Source organism: Cupriavidus taiwanensis (assembly GCF_900249755.1).
Taxonomy (GTDB): Bacteria; Pseudomonadota; Gammaproteobacteria; order Burkholderiales; family Burkholderiaceae; genus Cupriavidus; species Cupriavidus taiwanensis_D.
Map to the genome: position 1 here is coordinate 1111882 of NZ_LT976853.1, position 18267 is coordinate 1130148.

The 18267-nt window shown below is 66.1% G+C and carries 12 protein-coding genes and 1 other RNA gene; 5 read left to right on the forward strand and 8 right to left on the reverse strand.

What is annotated here, in order from left to right; translation table 11 throughout:
- Positions 1 to 228: 228 nt before the first annotated feature.
- Both cphA (CBM2594_RS05045) and cphA (CBM2594_RS05050) read right to left on the reverse strand, forming a co-directional pair.
- Positions 229 to 2799, reverse strand: a complete 2571-nt coding sequence (gene cphA / locus CBM2594_RS05045; protein WP_116355887.1) for a cyanophycin synthetase — start codon at positions 2797 to 2799, stop codon at positions 229 to 231.
- 43 nt (positions 2800 to 2842) lie between these two features.
- Positions 2843 to 5476: a cyanophycin synthetase gene (cphA, locus tag CBM2594_RS05050; RefSeq protein ID WP_116355888.1), complete on the reverse strand. Its 2634-nt coding sequence runs from the start codon at positions 5474 to 5476 to the stop codon at positions 2843 to 2845.
- Positions 5477 to 5713: 237 nt separating this feature from the next.
- Between cphA (CBM2594_RS05050) and CBM2594_RS05055 the strand changes: the two genes are divergently transcribed.
- Both CBM2594_RS05055 and CBM2594_RS05060 read left to right on the forward strand, forming a co-directional pair.
- Positions 5714 to 8008 (forward strand): cyanophycin metabolism-associated ABC transporter, encoded by a 2295-nt coding sequence (locus CBM2594_RS05055; RefSeq protein WP_116355889.1) that lies wholly within the window; start codon positions 5714 to 5716, stop codon positions 8006 to 8008.
- Positions 7998 to 8489: a cyanophycin metabolism-associated DUF1854 family protein gene (locus tag CBM2594_RS05060; protein ID WP_116355890.1), complete on the forward strand. Its 492-nt coding sequence runs from the start codon at positions 7998 to 8000 to the stop codon at positions 8487 to 8489. The genes CBM2594_RS05055 and CBM2594_RS05060 overlap by 11 nt, the downstream gene beginning before the upstream one ends.
- A gap of 48 nt (positions 8490 to 8537) precedes the next feature.
- On the opposite strand, the gene CBM2594_RS05065 is transcribed toward CBM2594_RS05060, so the two are convergent.
- From CBM2594_RS05065 to ompA, 6 genes are all read right to left on the reverse strand, one after another.
- The gene (locus tag CBM2594_RS05065; RefSeq protein ID WP_116357691.1) at positions 8538 to 8939 is read right to left on the reverse strand and encodes a hypothetical protein; all 402 of its coding nucleotides are present in this window, start codon (positions 8937 to 8939) and stop codon (positions 8538 to 8540) included.
- 100 nt (positions 8940 to 9039) lie between these two features.
- Positions 9040 to 10062, reverse strand: coding sequence for a fimbrial protein (locus CBM2594_RS05070; RefSeq protein ID WP_232346563.1), 1023 nt, complete (start codon positions 10060 to 10062; stop codon positions 9040 to 9042).
- A 409-nt stretch (positions 10063 to 10471) separates the two neighbouring features.
- Positions 10472 to 10830, reverse strand: a transfer-messenger RNA (tmRNA) gene (gene ssrA, locus CBM2594_RS05075).
- A gap of 85 nt (positions 10831 to 10915) precedes the next feature.
- The gene (gene gph, locus CBM2594_RS05080) at positions 10916 to 11590 is read right to left on the reverse strand and encodes a phosphoglycolate phosphatase (protein ID WP_116355891.1); all 675 of its coding nucleotides are present in this window, start codon (positions 11588 to 11590) and stop codon (positions 10916 to 10918) included.
- Positions 11587 to 12345, reverse strand: a complete 759-nt coding sequence (ubiG, locus tag CBM2594_RS05085; RefSeq protein ID WP_116355892.1) for a bifunctional 2-polyprenyl-6-hydroxyphenol methylase/3-demethylubiquinol 3-O-methyltransferase UbiG — start codon at positions 12343 to 12345, stop codon at positions 11587 to 11589. The genes gph and ubiG overlap by 4 nt, the downstream gene beginning before the upstream one ends.
- 116 nt (positions 12346 to 12461) lie before the next feature.
- A complete protein-coding gene (ompA, locus tag CBM2594_RS05090) occupies positions 12462 to 13115 on the reverse strand; it encodes an outer membrane protein OmpA (RefSeq protein WP_012352078.1) in 654 nt (217 codons plus the stop codon).
- Between the two features lie 434 nt (positions 13116 to 13549).
- Between ompA and gyrA the strand changes: the two genes are divergently transcribed.
- The 3 genes from gyrA to serC all read left to right on the forward strand — a co-directional run bounded on the left by gyrA (position 13550) and on the right by serC (position 18214).
- Positions 13550 to 16237 (forward strand): DNA gyrase subunit A, encoded by a 2688-nt coding sequence (gyrA, locus tag CBM2594_RS05095; protein WP_116355893.1) that lies wholly within the window; start codon positions 13550 to 13552, stop codon positions 16235 to 16237.
- A gap of 94 nt (positions 16238 to 16331) precedes the next feature.
- Positions 16332 to 16895, forward strand: coding sequence for a DUF2059 domain-containing protein (locus CBM2594_RS05100; RefSeq protein ID WP_116355894.1), 564 nt, complete (start codon positions 16332 to 16334; stop codon positions 16893 to 16895).
- 161 nt (positions 16896 to 17056) lie between these two features.
- Entirely contained in the window at positions 17057 to 18214 is a 1158-nt protein-coding gene (gene serC / locus CBM2594_RS05105) for a 3-phosphoserine/phosphohydroxythreonine transaminase (RefSeq protein ID WP_116355895.1), read from the forward strand.
- Positions 18215 to 18267 lie beyond the last annotated feature (53 nt).

Consider the following 18267-nt stretch of genomic DNA (forward strand, 5'->3'; position numbering starts at 1 on the left):
GGCGGTGTTGGGTGCCCCCAAGCCGCCCGAACTAGCCCAAGCAAGGTGTTCTCCCTCTCCCCTCATGGGGAGAGGGTCGGGGTGAGGGGTGGGCTAGCGAGGTACCACATGAAGCAAGGCCGACGGTTTTAACCCACGGGCAGTCAGCTTTTGACACCCCGGCCCTCACCCCCCGGCCCGTCTCCCGCGAGCGGGAGAGGGGAGCAAACACGGGCATAGCGAAAAGATTTACCCCTGCGCAATCCGCCCCGCGATATGCCCCAGCGCCTCTTCCACCTGGTCCACCAGGATCAGGCAAAGATCGCCGGCATTCAGGTGCGACAGCGCCGTATCGATCGCCAGGAACTCCCCGCGGATCTCCTCGACCTTGCTGGTGCGTTGCGCGCCCTGCAGGCCCTCGCGCAGCAGCGCCAGCACCTCGCCGTCGGCACGTCCTCGCTGGCACTGGTCCTGGTACAGGATCACTTCATCGAACACGCCGCCCAGGATCTGGGTCTGGCGGCGGATGTCGTCGTCGCGGCGGTCGCCCGCGCCGCTGATCACCACCACGCGGCGCCTGGCCGGGATGGATTCGATCGCGTTGCACAGCGCCAGGATCGCATCCGGGTTGTGGCCGTAGTCGGCGATCAGCGTGGCGCCGCGGTAGTCGAACACATTGAAGCGTCCGGGCGCGGTCTGCGCATCGTTGACGAAGGTGGCCAAACCGCGGCGGATCACCGGCCAGTCGATGCCCAGCGCCCACGCGGCGGCGATCGACGACATCGCGTTCTCGACCTGGAAGCCGATGGTGCCGTTGCGCGTCAGCGGGATTTCCGCCAGCGCAATGCGTACCTCGGCATCGCCTTCCGCGGCGACGATGTCGGCGCCGTCGACGAACACCACGCGCTTGCCCTGCGCGCGGTGCGTGGCCATGGCCGGCTGGTCGGGATCGTGCGCGAAGAAGGTGACGCTGCCGGGGCAGGCGTCGGCCATGCGCACCACCATCGGGTCGGCGGCGTTGAGCACGGCCATGCCGTGCGGCGCGACGTTCTGCACGATCACGCTCTTGAGCACCGCCAGGTCTTCGACCGAATTGATATAGGACAGGCCCAGGTGGTCGCCTTCGCCGACGTTGGTCACCACCGCCACGTCGCAGCGGTCGAAGGCCAGGCCCTCGCGCAGCAGGCCGCCGCGCGCGGTTTCGAACACGGCGGCGTCGACGTCGGGATGCAGCAGCACGTTGCGCGCGCTGCGCGGGCCGCTGCAGTCGCCGGTGTCGATGCGCTCGCCCTGGATATAGACGCCGTCGGTGCCGGTCATGCCCATGCGCAGCCCGCTGGTGGCCATGATGTGGGTGATCAGGCGGACCGTGGTGGTCTTGCCATTGGTGCCGGAGACCGCCACCACCGGGATGCGGCCATCGTCGCCATCGGCGAACATGGTCGAGACGATGGCTTCGCCGACCGCGCGGCCCTTGCCGTACGACGGCTGCAGGTGCATGCGCAGGCCCGGCGCGGCATTGACTTCGACGATGCCGCCGGCCTGTTCCTCGAACGGCTTGAGCATGGTCTCGCAGACCGCGTCGACGCCGGCGATGTCCAGGCCAACCATCTGCGCCGCGGCCACCGCGCGCGCGGCGATGTCCGGGTGGACGTCGTCGGTCACGTCGGTGGCGCTGCCGCCGGTGGACAGGTTGGCGTTATTGCGCAGCACCACGCGGGTGCCGTTGGCCGGCACGGAATCGGCGGTCAGGTTCTGCTTGGCCAGCGTGGCCAGCGCGATGTCGTCGAAGCGGATCTTGGTCAGCGAGGTCGCATGGCCTTCGCCGCGGCGCGGGTCGCGGTTCACTTCGTCGACCAGCTGGCGCACGGTATGCACTCCGTCGCCGATCACCTGCGGCGGATCGCGGCGCGCCGCCGCGACCAGCTGCTTGCCGACCACCAGCAGGCGGAAATCGTGGCCCGGGATATAGCGCTCGACGATCACGTCCGAGCTGATGTCCGAGGCCACTTCATAGGCCGTCATCACTTCCTCGCGGGTGCGGATGCGCACCGCCACGCCCTTGCCCTGGTTGCCGTCGCGCGGCTTGACCACCACCGGCGCGTCGATTTCCTGCGCCGCGGCCCAGGCTTCCTCGGCGCTGCGCACCGAGCGGCCCAGCGGCACCGGCACGCCTGCGGCGTGCAGCAGGGACTTGGTCAGTTCCTTGTCCTGCGCGATCGATTCGGCCACGGCGCTGGTGCGGTCGGTCTCGGCGGCCTGGATGCGGCGCTGCTTGCTGCCCCAGCCGAACTGCACCATCGAGCCCTGCGTCAGGCGCCGGTACGGAATGCCGCGCGCGACCGCGGCGTAGACGATCGAGCCGGTGCTCGGCCCCAGGCGCACGTCCTCGTCCAGCTCGCGCAGGCGGTGCAGCGCGTCGGCGAGGTCGAACGGGGTGTCGTGGCGGGCGGCGTGGCACAGCGCCTCGGCCAGTTCGAACGCGAGCCGGCCGACTTCTTCCTCGCTGTATTGCACGATCACCTGGTAGATGCCGGGCTCGACCGTCTGCGCGGTGCGGCTGAACGTGACCGGGCAGCCGGCGGCGGCCTGCAGGCGCAGCGCGGTTACTTCCAGCACGTGGGCCAGCGACAGCTCGACCGATTCCTCGTCCGGGCGCAGCGGCCCGATCTCGGGGAAGCGCGCGCGCAGCCGGTCTTCAAAGCCGGGCAGCGCCGACAGCATGTTGGCGGTGTCCTGGCAGGCCACGATCGCCTCGATGGCGGTGTGGCGGCACCACAGGTTCGGGCCCCGCAGGGCCCGGATACGGGAGACTTCCATAGAACGGTTTCCGTGTCTTCTATGCGCGGTTAGGCTGGGGGCGTCAGGCGCGGCGGGCAGGCTGGCCCATCCAGTGGTGCACCAGGTCGACGGTGGCGCCGGTGGCAGCCTCGTCGCACTGCAGGACCAGCAGGTCGCCCGGCACCAGTTGGCCGAGGGCGGTTTCGATGGCGCTGGCGCGAGTGCCTTCGTCGATGATCTTGGTCACGCGCCGGCCTTCGTACAGGCCCTGCTTGAGCAGCGCGCGCGCTTCGGCGTCGGGCAGGGCGCGCTTGACGCTGCGGTCCTCGCACAGGAACACGCGGTCGAAATGCTGGCCCAAGGCCTTGCCCTGGCGCACCAGGTCGTCGTCGCGGCGCTGCACGCCGGCGCCGTAGACCACCATGCGGCGCTCGGCCGGGAAGCGGTCCAGCGCGGCCGCCAGCGCTTCCAGCGCGGGGGCGTTGTGGGCATCGTCGACCACCACCGTGGCGCCGTTGCGCTCGAACATCGTAAAGCGGCCCGGCACGTCGACCTGGCCGACATCGAAGGTCACCACGCCGGCGCGGATCAGGTCATTGGAGATGCCCAGCGCCCAGCCGGCGGCGACCGCGGCCAGCACGTTCTCGACCTGGAACGCGACGCGGCCGGCGTAGGTCAGCGGCACCGCGGCCACGTCGACCAGCGCGGTCTCGCTGCTGCCGGTGGCCAGCACGATCTTGCCTTCGCGCACATACACCGCGCGCTTGCCGGCGGCGCGGTGCGACATGATCGCGGGCAGCTCGGGCGTCAGGCCGAAGAAGATCACGTCGCCGTCGCACAGCCCGGCCATCTCGACCAGGCGTTCGTCGCGCGCGTTGAGCACGGCGGCGCCGTTCTGCAGCACCACGTCGACCTGCGTGCGCAGCACGTTGTACATGCGGTCTTCGTCTTCGACGTAATAGTCGCCGAGGTGGTCGGGCTGGTCGAAGTTGGTGACCACGCCGACCTGGCAGCGGTCATAGGCCAGGCCCTCGGACAGGATGCTGCCGCTGTCGTTCTCGAACACGGCGGCCTCGACCGCGCGGTTCATCAGGATGCGGTGACCGGCTTCCCAGTTGGCGCGGTCGCCGCTTTCGACCTGGCGGCGGTCGAGGTACAGGCCGTCGCTGCAGGCCAGCCCGGTATGCTTGCCCGACAGCTGCAGCAGGCGCGCCACCAGGCGCGCCACCACGGTCTTGCCGTTGGTGCCGGTCACGCCCACCACCGGGATGCGGCCCTGGTCGTCTTCCGACTCGGGGAACAGGTGGTTGACGATGGCGCGGCCCACCGGGCGCGGCGTGCCCTCGGCGGGCTTGATATGCATCAGCAGGCCGGGGCCGGCGTTGACTTCGACGATGGCGCCGCGCTGTTCGTGCAGCGGGCGCGAGATGTCCTCGGCCACCAGGTCGACGCCGGCGATATCCAGCCCCACCACGCGCGCGGCCAGCGCGGCATGCGCGGCGACGCTGGGATGGACGCGGTCGGTGACGTCGAAGGCGACGTTGCCGTTGCGCTGGATCAGCACCGGGCGGCCTTCCGGCGGCACCGAGCTGCCGTCCATGCCCTGGCGCTTCAGTTCGAGCCGCGCGGCGGAATCGAGCCGCACGCGGTTGAGCGGGTGGTCCTCGGTGCTGCCGCGGCGCGGATCGGAATTGATCTGCAGCTCGATCAGCTCGTCGATGGTGGACTTGCCGTCGCCGACCACGCTGGCGGTCTCGCCCATGGCCGCGGCGACCAGGCGGCCGCCCACCACCAGCAGGCGGTGCTCGTTGCCGGGGATAAAGCGCTCGACGATGACGCCGCTGCCCTCGTCGAGGGCCACGCCGTAGGCGGTTTCGACTTCCTCGCGGGTCATCAGGTTGGTGAACACGCCGCGGCCATGGTTGCCGTCATAGGGCTTCACCACCACCGGCACGCCGATGTCCTCGGCGGCATCCCAGGCATCTTCGGGCGATTCGACCAGGCGGCCTTCCGGCACCGGCACGCCGCACGATTCCAGCAGGCTCTTGGTCAGGTCCTTGTCGCGCGAGATGCTCTCGGCGATCGCGCTGGTGCGGTCGGTCTCGGCGGTCCAGATGCGGCGCTGCCGCGCGCCGTAGCCGAGCTGCACCAGGTTGCCGTCCGACAGGCGGATCGCGGGAATGTCGCGGTCGTCCGCGGCATCGACGATGCAGGCGGTGCTGGGGCCCAGGCAATGCTTGTCGACCAGGCGGCGCAGGTGGTCGACCGTCGCCGGGACGTCATAGGGACGGTCCTCGATCGCCGCCATCACCAGGTCGCGCGCGGCGAACAGGGCGGCGCGGGTGACTTCCTCGTGCCAGGCGCGCACGATCACCTTGTAGACGCCTCGCACCGGCGTTTCGCGCGCCTTGCCGAACCCGCCCGGCATGCCCGCCAGGTTTTGCAGCTCAAGCGTCACGTGTTCCAGGATATGGCCCGGCCAGGTGCCTTCCTTCAGCCGCTGCAGGAAGCCGCCGCGCTCGCCGATGCTGCAGCGATGCTCGATCAGCGATGGCAGCCAGGCCGACAGGCGCTCGTAGAACCCCGGAATCGTGTTGGAGGGAAAGTCCTCCAGTTCCCCGATATCGACCCATGCCTCCAGGACGGGCCGATATGTCCACATATTCGGGCCGCGCAGCGACATGACATCGAAAATCTCAATGTCCTTCTTTTTCATTGAATTAGCTTGAGGCAGTGGGCGGAACGCCCGAGAAATGGAAGCCTAACCTTTCAGTAACGTTACAGCACGAAGCGGGTTGACTTTCTTGGTGTAAAAGTGATTGTGCAATGCATCAGGGCACCGGGGCGTTCGTCGTTATGTATACTGCGGGCGAATTCGCGGGCCGCCAGCGCGTGCCCGGCCTAAATTGTTTCAAGTTATGTCCGCAACCCCTGGACGCACGCCGCGCCATCCATGACCCAGTCCTCCCTGCCTGTCCCTACCGCCACTGCCGCCGATGAACCCTGGCGGGCTGAAGCCGGATCGTGGCTCCGACCCGGCGAAACCGTGCTGGCCGGACTGGCACTGGACCTCGACGCGAGGCTGCATTTTACCCAAGGGTGGCTGGTTGTGACGGACCAGCGCATCGTCGCCCGCGCCCCCGGCGAAAAAAATGTGCGGGAATGGAACATCGCCCCGGCGCTGCGCCTGTCGCATACCGACCATGCAGGGGTGGGCACGCTGGAACTGAGCGGCCCCGCCGGCCGGCTCGCCACCTGGCGATATACGCTTGGTTACAATCCCGCGGCCCTGCGGCTGGCGGACCAGTTCGAGGCCCAGCGCGACGCCGCCGCGTCACGCCCGGCCAGCGCGGCGGGCGAGGTGTTGTGCCCGACCTGCAAGGCGCCGCTGCCGCCGGACGAGGAACAGTGCCCGCAATGCAGCCGCGAGCTGGAAACGCCCCCGTCGACCTGGGCGCTGCTGCGGCTGTGGCGCTTCGCGCGACCATACCGCTGGCAACTGCTGGGCGGCTTCCTGCTGACGCTGCTGTCGACCGCCGCCACGCTGGTGCCGCCGTACCTGACCATGCCGCTGATGGACAAGGTGCTGATTCCGTTCCAGAACGGCGTGCCGATCGACTACGGGCTGGTGCGCCTGTACCTGGCGGGGCTGCTTGGCGCGGCACTGGTGGCGTGGTCGCTGGGATGGGCGCGCACCTACCTGCTGGCACGGGTATCGGAGCGCATCGGCGCCGATCTGCGCACAACCACCTATGAACATTTGCTGAAGCTGTCGCTCGAGTACTTCGGCGGCAAGCGCACCGGCGACCTGATGGCGCGCATCGGCTCGGAAAGCGATCGTATCTGCGTGTTCCTGTCGCTGCACCTGCTCGACTTTGCCACCGACGTGCTGATGATCCTGATGACGGCGGTGATCCTGGTATCGATCAACCCGTGGCTGGCGCTGGTGACGCTGGTGCCGCTGCCGTTCATCGCCTGGATGATCCACCTGGTGCGCGACCGCCTGCGCCACGGTTTCGAGAAGATCGACCGGATCTGGTCGGAAATCACCAACGTGCTGGCCGACACCATCCCCGGCATCCGCGTGGTCAAGGCGTTCGCCCAGGAAAAGCGCGAAGTGTCGCGCTTCCGCGAAGCCAACAAGCACAACCTGGCGATCAACGACCGCGTCAATGCGGTCTGGTCGCTGTTCACGCCGACCGTGACGCTGCTGACCGAGATCGGGCTGCTGATCGTGTGGGTGTTCGGCATCTGGCAGGTGTCGCACAGCGCCATCACGGTGGGCGTGCTGGTGGCGTTCCTGACCTATATCAGCCGCTTCTATACCCGGCTGGATTCGATGAGCCGGATCGTGTCGGTGACGCAGAAGGCCGCCGCCGGCGCCAAGCGCATCTTCGACATCCTCGACCATGTGTCGAGCGTGCCCGAGCCGGTGCGGCCGGCCAAACTGGAACGGGTCGAGGGCGCCATCGACATGAGCGACCTGGGCTTCCGCTACGGCAACCGCGCGGTGATCCGCGGGCTGAATTTGTCAATCGCGCCGGGCGAGATGATCGGGCTGGTCGGCCACAGCGGCTCGGGCAAGAGCACGCTGGTCAACCTGATCTGCCGCTTCTACGATGTTTCGGAAGGCGCGATCCGTGTCGACGGCGTCGATATCCGCTCGCTGCCGGTGTCGGAGTACCGCCGCCATATCGGCCTGGTGCTGCAGGAGCCGTTCCTGTTCTTCGGCACGATTGCCGACAATATCGCCTACGGCAAGCCGGACGCCACGCGTGAAGAGATCATTGCCGCCGCGCGGGCCGCGCACGCGCATGAGTTCATCCTGCGGCTGCCGCACGGCTATGACTCGCTGGTCGGTGAACGAGGCCAGGCGCTGTCGGGCGGCGAGCGCCAGCGCATCTCGATTGCGCGCGCGCTGCTGATCAACCCGCGCATCCTGATCATGGACGAGGCCACCTCGTCGGTCGACACCGCCACCGAGAAGGAAATCCAGAAGGCGCTCGACAACCTGGTGCAGGGCCGTACCACCATCGCCATCGCGCACCGCCTGTCGACGCTGCGCAAGGCCGACCGGCTGGTGGTGATGGACCGCGGCCAGATCGTCGAAGTCGGCAGCCACGACGAACTGCTGCTGCGCGAAGGCGCGTACTACAAGCTTTACCAGGCGCAGGCGCGCAATGTCGACACCGAAGACGACGACGCCGAAGCGGCCATCGACATCCCGGAGACCGCCCATGCCCAATGACCTCGCCGCCGCGACTACCCCCGTGTTCACGCTCGACCGCAATCCGTTCGGCCGCCTGGTACTGATTGCCGAGGACGGCACCGTCCATGAAGGCGTGGTGCCGGTGCGCGCCTTCCCGATCTCGGCGCCTCGGGGCGGCATCGGCATGATGAGCACCGACGGGCATGAGGTGGTATGGATTCCGCGGCTGGAAGACTTGCCGGTCGCCGAACGCGACATGATCGAAGCGGAGCTCGCCGCGCGCGAGTTCATGCCGGAAATCGAGCGGATCGTCGGTGTGTCGACCTACGCCACGCCCAGCGTGTGGACGGTGAAGACCGACCGCGGCCAGACCGACCTGGTGCTGCGCGGCGAAGAGGCGATCCGGCGCCTGGCCGGCAACACGCTGCTGATCTCGGACACGCACGGCATCCACTACCTGATCCGCGACCTGATGGCGCTGGACAAGCACAGCCGCAAGATCCTCGATCGTTTCCTTTGAGGATTGGGGACGCGCAAGCCTGGCTTGCGCGTCTGGCGAGCCGGGAGATCAGTGCAGCAGCTCGGACGAATCGTCTTCGTCGTCCCAGTCGTCGTGCATTACCGGGACCTCGGGCGCCATGTCGAACACCATCGAGTGATAGCGCACGCTGAACCACTCGCGAAACATCTTCAGCGAGAGCTCCTCGGGCCATGCCGAGTCGTCGAACCATTCGCCGAGCATGAATTCGAAGAAATCCTGCCAGCGCTTCTCGACCCAGCGTACGGCGTTCTCGTGCGTGTCGGCCAGTTCCTCGGGCAGCAGGAACACGCTCTGGTCTTCGCGCACCTGCTCCAGCGTGAGGCCGGCGACGGGCTGGGGATCGACCGCCTGGATCCAGTCCAGGAACGGCTGTTCCGGAACCAGGGCGATCATCGAGCGGTTGATGGTGAAGCGGGGGTGGTCGGACATCGCGAAAGCCTTCAAGGACTGCAGCCGGGTATTGTAGTCCTTCGATTCCCGGATGTAGCGCCGGACCATCCCGTCGGGCACTTCACCGCCGCGACAGCGGCTACTGGTAGTCCAGCGTAAAGACCATCGAACTGGTGACGTTCCCGGGCGAAAGGGTGCCGCCGAGGCTGGCATAGCGGGCGCCGAAACGATAAGTGGCGGGTGTGTTGGCCTGGATGTTGCCCATGGCATTGCGCACCTGAAGCGGTACCGGCGCGGTGCCGCTGGCGTTGACGATCTGCACGCCGGCGCCGCTCGCCGCGCCGGCGGCCCCGGCATTGCTCAGGCCCAGGATGCCGGACGAAGCCGACTTGACTGGGGTGCCGGGGGCGCCGTCCAGCGTCATGCCGACGATGGCCGCGCTGTTGCAGGTCAGCTGTATGGCGAACGGCGTGTTGCCGCCGGAGCCCTGCGTTGCGAGGGTCTTGGCGCTGATCGCCGGCAGGCTGACGGTGGGGGGAGAGAGGACATTGCAGGCGATTTCGCGCGTGGCGATGGTGCCGGAGAATCCGATGTAGTTGGTGGCATTGCCGGTGCCTCCCAGTGCGCCATCCACCGAGCCGTTATAGACGCCGAAGCCAAAGCGGGTCTGGGCGGGGTCGAGGCTGCCGGGCGATATCGGCCCGGTCTTGACGAACTCGATGGTCACTGAAACGGAATAGGTCAGGTCGGCTTTGAGGGTGCCGAGGTTGGCCGAGCGGGTGTCGCACCAGATGCCCGACGCATTTGTCATCGGCTGTCCGGCGGCATTGCGCAGGCGGATGCCGACGCCGGCTACACCGGTCGAATAGACACCCGGCAACACTTCGGTACCGGACCCGTAGTAGCACGAGACGATGGGCGCGCCAGGCACCACCCAGGGTGGCACGTTGGCGCAGGCGCCGCTGAACTGGTACTGGCGCACCGTTCCGGGGATGGTGCTGCCAACGGACAGGTTGACCGCGACCGCCATGCTGTTGAGGGTCTGCAAATAGGGCATCGACGGGGTCGCAGTGCAGGTCGCATGGGCAAGGTGCGGGGCCGCGAAGCACGCCAGCACGACGAGCCAGCGGCGCAGGATAGTGAAGAATTGTGTTCCGTTCATAGCAGGGTCAGGGATGTGGCTTGCCTTGCGAAACTCCCGCGGCGCGGGAACCGGCCCATGACAACCAGCGGCATGCCTGTCAAAGTTCCTTGCTACGATAGGACCCGCACCCTCGTGAAGCGATAAGGCTTGGCCTATTTTGGGGTCGGAAAATTTCCCTCACCCGGGGGGGGCGCGGCAAAGAAAAAGCCCTCGGCCAGGGTGGACGAGGGCTCGAAGTGGCAGCGGGCGAATCGCGGATCGCCCGCATCGCATCATGGGCCGGCGTGGCGGCCGCGGCATCCCCAAAACTGGGGATGGTGTTTTCTTCCTGCGCTTGTCCGGGATGGCGCCGGGCCAAGAAAAAAACCCGCGCAGCCTGAGCTGTCGCGGGTTTCTGGTCCTGCTGATACTGCATCGGACTGAATACTGGTGGAGCCGGCGGGAATCGAACCCGCGTCCGCAAGCCCTCCACAGAGAGTTCTACATACTTAGTTCTGTCATTTGATTTAACCGGCGCATCGCGGACGAACACGCTCTACGACGGCGAGTCACTAGGTTTTCGTCCCCGGCTTCGTGACCCTTCCGGAGCTTATCTGACGTAAATGACCTCGCGTGGTCTTGCGACCCTAGCCCGTCAGCGAGCCAGTGCGAGGACGGCGGCCCTTAGGCTGCCAGTGCGTAACGTTCGTCGTTAGCAGTTATTGCATTCCCATTGATTAACGAGGTGACGGGTCCTCGGTATGCCCTCCACTGCTTTGTAACCCACGTCGAAACCAGGTCGGCCCCAGTGAGGAAGCTGGATTGTACCCGGTTGGACGCAAGCTGTCTTGGGGAGTTCCAGGCCGGGCCCGTTGTTACTGCCGACGCACTTTCAGGCAATCGCCGCGGGCACCAGCAGCGGGATCAGCTCCGCGGGGTGGCGGATCAGGTGATCCGCGCCCCAGGCCTCGGGCGGGTCGCCATCGCCGCAGTAGCCATAGGCGGCGGTCACGGTGATCATGCCGGCGGCCTTGCCGGCCTGGATGTCGCGCAGGTCGTCGCCCACATAGACGCAGCGGCGCGGGTCGACGCCGGCGCTGGCGGCGGCATGCAGCAGCGGGGCAGGGTGCGGCTTGGCGTGCGGCGTGGTATCGCCGCTGACCACGGCGCTGGCGCGCGGAGTCAGCCCGATCGCGGCGACCAGCGGCACCGTGAAGCGCGCGATCTTGTTCGTCACGATGCCCCACGGGATGCCCGCCGCCTCGAGTGCGGCCAGCACCTGCGGCATGCCGTCGAACAGGCGGGTGTGCACCGCGATGTCGGCTTCGTAGTAGTCCAGGAAGATATCGCGCAGCGCCGCGAATTCCGCATCTTCCGGACGCAGGCCGAAGGCCGCGCCCAGCAATCCGCGTGCGCCATGCGAGGCCACGGGGCGCAGCTTGTCATAGGCCACGGCCGGGCGGCCGCGTTCGACCACCAGCCGGTTCGCCGCGGCAGCGAGGTCCGGGGCGGTGTCGGCCAGTGTGCCGTCGAGGTCGAAGAAGACGCCTGCAATCCCCGCGCTCATGCCGCCACCCGGCGGAACGCCATCAGGTAATTCACGTCCGTGTCGCGGCCCAGCGTATAGACCTGCGACAGCGGGTTGTAGGTCATGCCGCGCATCTCGACCAGGTCCAGGCCGGCCTGGCGCGCGAAGCGCGCGAGCTCGGAGGGCGTGATGAACTTATCGTAGTCGTGGGTGCCGCGCGGCAGCATGTTCAGCACATATTCCGCGCCAACGATCGCCAGCAGGTACGCCTTCAGATTCCGGTTGATGGTCGAGAAGAACACATGGCCACCCGGCCTGACCAGCGTGGCGCACGCCTGCACGATCGAAGCCGGATCCGGCACGTGTTCCAGCATTTCCATGCAAGTCACCACATCCACGCTGGCCGGCTCGCGCGCGGCCAGCGCTTCGGCGGCGATCTCCTCGTAGGTCACGGCAACGCCGGACTCCAGGCTGTGCAGGTCGGCCACCTTCAGCGCCTTGCTGGAGAGATCGATGCCGCGGACGGTGGCACCGAGACGCGCCATGCTTTCGGACAGGATGCCGCCGCCGCAGCCCACGTCGACCACGCGCTTGCCCGCCAGCCCGGCGATGCCATCGATCCAGCCCAGGCGCAGCGGGTTCAGCTCATGCAGCGGCTTGAACTCGCTCTGCGGATCCCACCAGCGGTGGGCCAGTTCGCTGAATTTATCGATTTCCTTGGGGTCGGCATTCCGGCGCGGCGGATGCTGGCTGGCGGCGTCGGTTGCGGGGAGGGTTTGCGATTGCAACGTCATCGTATGCGGGGCCGGCGGCGCTGGCCGCGGCGGGTGATGGAAGGGGACAGTCCGGGCAACTGTACCAAAAAAAAAGCCCAGCTTGCGCTGGGCTCTTTGGATCGGAAGGGTTCCGATTAACGTGCGCTGCGGGTGCCGACCACTTCGACTTCCACGCGGCGGTTCGGCTGCTGGCAGGCGATCTGCGACTTGCGGTTGCCCTTGCACGACTTCGGATCAACCTTCAGCTGGCGCTTGCCCTTGCCTTCGGTGTAGACGCGGTTGGCTTCAACGCCCTTGCTCACCAGGTAAGCCTTGACCGATTCAGCGCGGCGGATCGACAGGCGATCGTTGTACTTGTCCGAGCCGAACGAGTCGGTGTGGCCCACTGCGATGATGACTTCCAGCGTGATGCCTTGCAGCTTCGAGACCAGGTCGTCCAGCTTGGCCTTGCCTTCGGGCTTCAGCACAGCCTTGTCGAAGTCGAACAGGGTGTCAGCAGCGAAAGTGACCTTCTCGCTCGAAACCACCGGAGGAGCCACCGGAGCCGGTGCCGGAGCCGCTACGGCCGGGGCCAGGGCGCCGTCGCACAGCGCGTTGGCCGTGGCCGGGGTCCAGGAGCTGTCGCGCCAGCAGAGCTCGTTCGTGCCATTCTTCCACACGTACTCGCTCGTACCGTTGCCCCAGTTGTCGTTCACTGCCTTCTTTTCATAAGGGACGGACTGAGCTTGAGCGGATGCAGCCATTACTGCGGTAGCTGCAACGAGCGCGAGCTTGGCAAATTTTTTCATATTTCTCCTCTCAGGATGAGATCACCGCAGGGTTACTGCGAGCAAATGGACGAAAACAAGTCATACATTCTTCGGAGTATAACATTCTCGATGTGGCGGATGCTCCACTTCGAACAATGTCTGGCTCTTCGCTGGGGAATTGTGCCACAAGGGTCGTTTCCTAAGAAGTAAATATATTCGATTCGCCGCATGGGTTTTGGGCCTGTGGTGTTTGTGCAACATGGGTCTTGTGTCGCCCGCAAAGCCTTGTGGCATCAGGGATTCCGGGTTTCAGCGCGGGTCTGCGAGGGGCGCTGCGGGGCCTGTCCGGAGAGCCGCGGGCAGGGGGTGCCGGCATGTTAGAATGGCACGTTGCCCAGCCGTCAGGCGCCCACCGGCGCCGCGTGCCAAAGGGCCTTTCATTCGCTTAAACCTGCCGCATAAACCACGCCGCAATGGATCCATTCGCAAAAGAAACCCTTCCGGTCTCCCTAGAAGAGGAAATGCGCCGCTCCTACCTCGATTACGCCATGAGCGTGATCGTCGGGCGCGCGCTTCCCGATGTCCGGGACGGCCTGAAACCGGTGCACCGGCGCGTGCTGTTTGCGATGCACGAGCTCAATAACGACTGGAACCGCGCCTACAAGAAGTCGGCCCGTATCGTCGGCGATGTGATTGGTAAGTACCATCCGCACGGCGATACGGCGGTCTACGACACCATCGTGCGCATGGCGCAGGACTTCTCGCTGCGCTACATGCTGGTCGACGGCCAGGGGAATTTCGGTTCGGTGGACGGTGATAACGCCGCGGCCATGCGTTATACCGAAATCCGCCTGTCGAAAATCGCGCACGAGATGCTGCATGACATCGACAAGGAAACCGTCGATTTCGACAGCAACTACGACGGCTCCGAAAAAGAGCCCTCGATTCTCCCGGCGCGTATTCCCAATCTGCTAATCAATGGTTCGTCGGGTATTGCGGTGGGCATGGCCACCAATATCCCGCCGCATAACCTGAATGAAATCATCGACGGCTGTCTGCACCTGCTGCGCAACCCGCAGGCGACCGTGGATGAGCTGATTGAATTGATTCCGGCTCCGGATTTTCCGACCGCCGGCATTATCTATGGCATCCAGGGCGTTCGCGAAGGCTACCGCACCGGCCGCGGCCGCGTGGTGATGCGCGCGAAGACGCACTTCGAGGATATCGACCGCGGCCAGCGCCAGGCCATCATCGTCGACGAGCTGCCCTACCAGGTCAACAAGCGCACCCTGCTCGAGCGCATCGCCGAGCTGGTCACCGAAAAGAAGATCGAAGGCATCTCGGACATCCGCGACGAGTCGGACAAGTCCGGCATGCGGGTGGTGATCGAGCTCAAGCGCAACGAGGTGCCCGAGGTCGTCCTCAACAACCTATATAAGAACACCCAGCTGCAGGACACCTTCGGCATGAACATGGTGGCGCTGGTCGACCGCCAGCCACGCCTGCTGAACCTGCGCCAGATGCTCGAGTACTTCCTGGCGCACCGCCGCGAGGTTGTCACCCGCCGCACCGTGTTCGAGCTGCGCAAGGCGCGCGAGCGCGGCCATGTGCTGGAAGGCCTGGCGGTGGCGCTGGCCAATATTGATGAGTTCATTGCCATCATCAAGGCCGCGCCGACGCCGCCGATCGCCAAGCAGGAACTGATGGGCAAGGCGTGGGATTCCGCCCTGGTCCGCGAAATGCTGGCGCGTGCCGAAGGCGAAACCCCTGGCGGGCGCGCATCGTACCGGCCGGACGGGCTGCCGGCGGTATTCGGCATGCAGGCCGATGGCCTGTACCGGCTGTCTGACGGTCAGGCGCAGGAAATCCTGCAAATGCGCCTGCAACGCCTCACCGGGCTCGAACAGGACAAGATCGTCCAGGAATATCGCGACATCATGGCGGAAATCGCCGACCTGCTCGACATCCTGGCGCGTCCGGAACGCATAACCACCATCATCGTCGACGAACTGACCGCGATCCGCGCCGAATTTGGCGATGAGCGCCGTTCGCAGATCGAGCTGAACGCGACCGAACTCGATACGGAGGACCTGATCACCCCGCAGGACATGGTGGTCACGCTGTCGCACAGCGGCTATATGAAGAGCCAGCCGATCTCCGAATACCGGGCCCAGAAGCGCGGCGGCCGGGGCAAGCAGGCGGCGGCGACCAAGGAAGACGACTGGATCGACACGCTGTTCGTGGCCAATACCCACGACTACATCCTGTGCTTCTCCAACCGCGGCCGGCTCTACTGGCTGAAGGTCTACGAGGTGCCGCAGGGCTCGCGCAACTCGCGCGGCCGCCCGATCGTCAACATGTTCCCGCTGTCGGAAGGCGAGAAGATCAACGTCATCCTGCCGGTGCGGCAGTTCGACGCCGAGCACTTCATCTTCATGACCACCGCGCGCGGCACGGTCAAGAAGACGGCGCTGACGGAATTCTCCAACCCGCGCAAGGCGGGCATCATCGCGGTCGACCTCGACGAGGGCGATTACCTGATCGGTGCCGCGGTGACCGACGGACAGCACGACGTGATGCTGTTCTCCGACGCCGGCAAGGCCGTGCGCTTCGACGAGAACGATGTGCGACCGATGGGCCGCCAGGCGCGCGGCGTGCGCGGCATGAACCTGGAAGACGGGCAGGCCGTGATCGCCATGCTGGTGGCGCCTGCGGAGACCGCCGAAGAGACGGCGGATGCCGGCGTGCGCGGCAGCGTGCTGACCGCGACCGAGAACGGCTACGGCAAGCGCACCCCGATCGCCGAGTACACTCGACATGGCCGTGGCACCAAGGGCATGATTGCGATCCAGACGAGCGAGCGCAACGGCCGTGTGGTGGCTGCCGCACTGGTGTCGCCGGAAGACGAAATCATGCTGATCACCACCGGCGGCGTGCTGATCCGTACGCGCGTGGCCGAGATCCGCGAGATGGGCCGCGCCACGCAGGGCGTCACGCTGATCAACGTCGATGAAGGCACCAAGCTGTCGGGGCTGCAGCGCATCGTGGAAAGCGATGCCGACAACGGCGGCAATGGCGAAGAGCCGGACGAGGCCGAGGGTGCCGAAGGTGCTGAAGGTGCCGAGGGCGCCGCCGGTGCGGATGCCGACGCGAAGCCGTAAGACCAAACGTAAGTTGTTGCAACAATAGGACGCCAGCCGGAACTCGCCCCGCGGCTGTCCGGACTAAAACGGACGTATTTACCAGGGAGTCACAATGCTCAAAACCTATCGACGTATCGCTGTTCTGGCTGCTTTCGTTCCGACCTTCATGATGGCGCAGCATGCCCACGCCCAGGATGCGGAAAAGACGGCGGCGATCAAGGAACTGCTTTCCGTCATGCAGGCAGACCAGGCTGTAAAGGGCCAGGCAGAGAACTGGCAGCAGGGCGCCAAGCAGGAAGCGCCGCTGGTCCTCGAGCAGGTGCTGGTCGAAAACAAGACCCTGAACGACAAGCAGAAGCAGGCCGCCGTTGAAAAGCTGAAGAAGAACGGCGCGGTCCAGCGCATCGTGGATGGCGCCGGCACGGCGTTCACCACCGACGGCTTCCGCAAGGACGCCATCCAGGCGCACTATGATGCCTTCGGCAAGTACTACACCACGCAGGAACTGAAGGATCTGACCACCTTCCTGAAGTCGCCGACCGGCCAGAAGTTCATGGCCAACCAGGGCAAGGCCACGCAGGAGATCTGGGGCTCGATGATGCAGAAGTACGGCCCGCAGGTCGGCAAGTCGATGCGCGACGCCGCAGAAAAGGAAATCACCGCCGCTTCGAAGTGATGCCGGCGTGATCCGCAACGGATCCGCCGCCGCCCGTCCGATGACGTGCTGTCGGGCGCGGCCGCCTGGGGGCTGACCCCCGGGCGCCCAACGGGGCGCGGGTTTGAGGGATAATGGCTGCTTGGGTAACACCGGCAGCCATTTTTCCATTCCCCCGTCTCATGAACGATCCCCAGAATCCCGCTCTTGCCGGCATGATGCAGCGTGCATTGGCCGAACGCGTCTACAACTTCTCGCCCGGCCCGGCAGCGCTGCCTGCCGAAGTGCTGCAACAGGCTGCCGAGGAGATGTTGTCCTGGCGCGGGACCGGGGTGTCGGTGATGGAGATGAGCCACCGCAGCCGCGAGTTCGAGGGCATCCAGGCCCAGGCCATCGCCGACCTGCGCGAGTTGCTGCATATTCCCGCCAACTACCGCGTACTGTTCCTGCAGGGTGGCGCCATCGGCGAAAACGGCATCGTGCCGCTGAACCTGATGCGCCTGCGCCATGCCGACGCACCCAAGGCCGATTTCGTCGTCACCGGCACCTGGTCGGTCAAGACCGAGCAGGAGGCGCGCCGCTACGGCACGGTCAATATCGCGGCGACCAGCGAGGCGCAGAAGTACCACCGCATTCCTGACGTGGCCGACTGGAAGCTGTCGGACGATGCCAGCTACGTCCACCTGTGCACCAACGAGACCATCGTCGGCGTCGAGTTCCAGCAGATTCCCGATATCGGCCAGGTCAAGGGCGAGCGCGTCGTGGTGGCGGATGCTTCCAGCCATATCCTGTCACGGTCGATCGACTGGTCGCGCGTGCAGGTGGTCTACGGCGGCGCGCAGAAGAACATCGGACCGGCCGGCGTCACCATCGTGATCGTGCGCGAGGACCTGATCGGCCATGCCCACCCGCTGTGCCCGTCGGCATTCAACTGGCGCCTCGTGGCCGAGCACAACTCGATGTACAACACGCCGCCGACTTATGCGATCTATATCGCCGGCCTGGTGTTCCAGTGGCTCAAGCGCCAGGGCGGCGTGCCCGCGATCGAACAGCGCAATATCGCCAAGGCGTCGGCGCTGTACGACTACCTCGACCAGAGCGATTTCTATCGCAACGAGATCCACCCCAGCTGCCGTTCGCGCATGAACGTGCCGTTCTTCCTCGGCGACGAATCGCGCAACGAGGCCTTCCTGCAGCAGGCGCGCGCCAACGGCCTGGTGCAGCTGAAGGGGCACAAGACCGTGGGCGGCATGCGCGCCAGCATCTACAACGCCATGCCGCTGGAAGGCGTGATGGCGCTGATCGAGTTCATGCGCGAGTTCGAGCGGACCTCCGCCTGACGCGCATTCCCGCTCGCGGGCCAGCGCATGCCAGGCACGGCATGCATGGGCCC

What these genes read in the sequence shown, in the direction of transcription:
- cphA (WP_116355887.1), bottom strand. Translation starts at nt 2,799, where the DNA reads ATGGAAGTCTCCCGTATCCGGGCCCTGCGGGGCCCGAACCTGTGGTGC.
- cphA (WP_116355888.1), bottom strand. Translation starts at nt 5,476, where the DNA reads ATGAAAAAGAAGGACATTGAGATTTTCGATGTCATGTCGCTGCGCGGC.
- CBM2594_RS05055 (WP_116355889.1), top strand. Translation starts at nt 5,714, where the DNA reads ATGACCCAGTCCTCCCTGCCTGTCCCTACCGCCACTGCCGCCGATGAA.
- CBM2594_RS05060 (WP_116355890.1), top strand. Translation starts at nt 7,998, where the DNA reads ATGCCCAATGACCTCGCCGCCGCGACTACCCCCGTGTTCACGCTCGAC.
- CBM2594_RS05065 (WP_116357691.1), bottom strand. Translation starts at nt 8,939, where the DNA reads ATGTCCGACCACCCCCGCTTCACCATCAACCGCTCGATGATCGCCCTG.
- CBM2594_RS05070 (WP_232346563.1), bottom strand. Translation starts at nt 10,062, where the DNA reads ATGAACGGAACACAATTCTTCACTATCCTGCGCCGCTGGCTCGTCGTG.
- gph (WP_116355891.1), bottom strand. Translation starts at nt 11,590, where the DNA reads ATGAGCGCGGGGATTGCAGGCGTCTTCTTCGACCTCGACGGCACACTG.
- ubiG (WP_116355892.1), bottom strand. Translation starts at nt 12,345, where the DNA reads ATGACGTTGCAATCGCAAACCCTCCCCGCAACCGACGCCGCCAGCCAG.
- ompA (WP_012352078.1), bottom strand. Translation starts at nt 13,115, where the DNA reads ATGAAAAAATTTGCCAAGCTCGCGCTCGTTGCAGCTACCGCAGTAATG.
- gyrA (WP_116355893.1), top strand. Translation starts at nt 13,550, where the DNA reads ATGGATCCATTCGCAAAAGAAACCCTTCCGGTCTCCCTAGAAGAGGAA.
- CBM2594_RS05100 (WP_116355894.1), top strand. Translation starts at nt 16,332, where the DNA reads ATGCTCAAAACCTATCGACGTATCGCTGTTCTGGCTGCTTTCGTTCCG.
- serC (WP_116355895.1), top strand. Translation starts at nt 17,057, where the DNA reads ATGAACGATCCCCAGAATCCCGCTCTTGCCGGCATGATGCAGCGTGCA.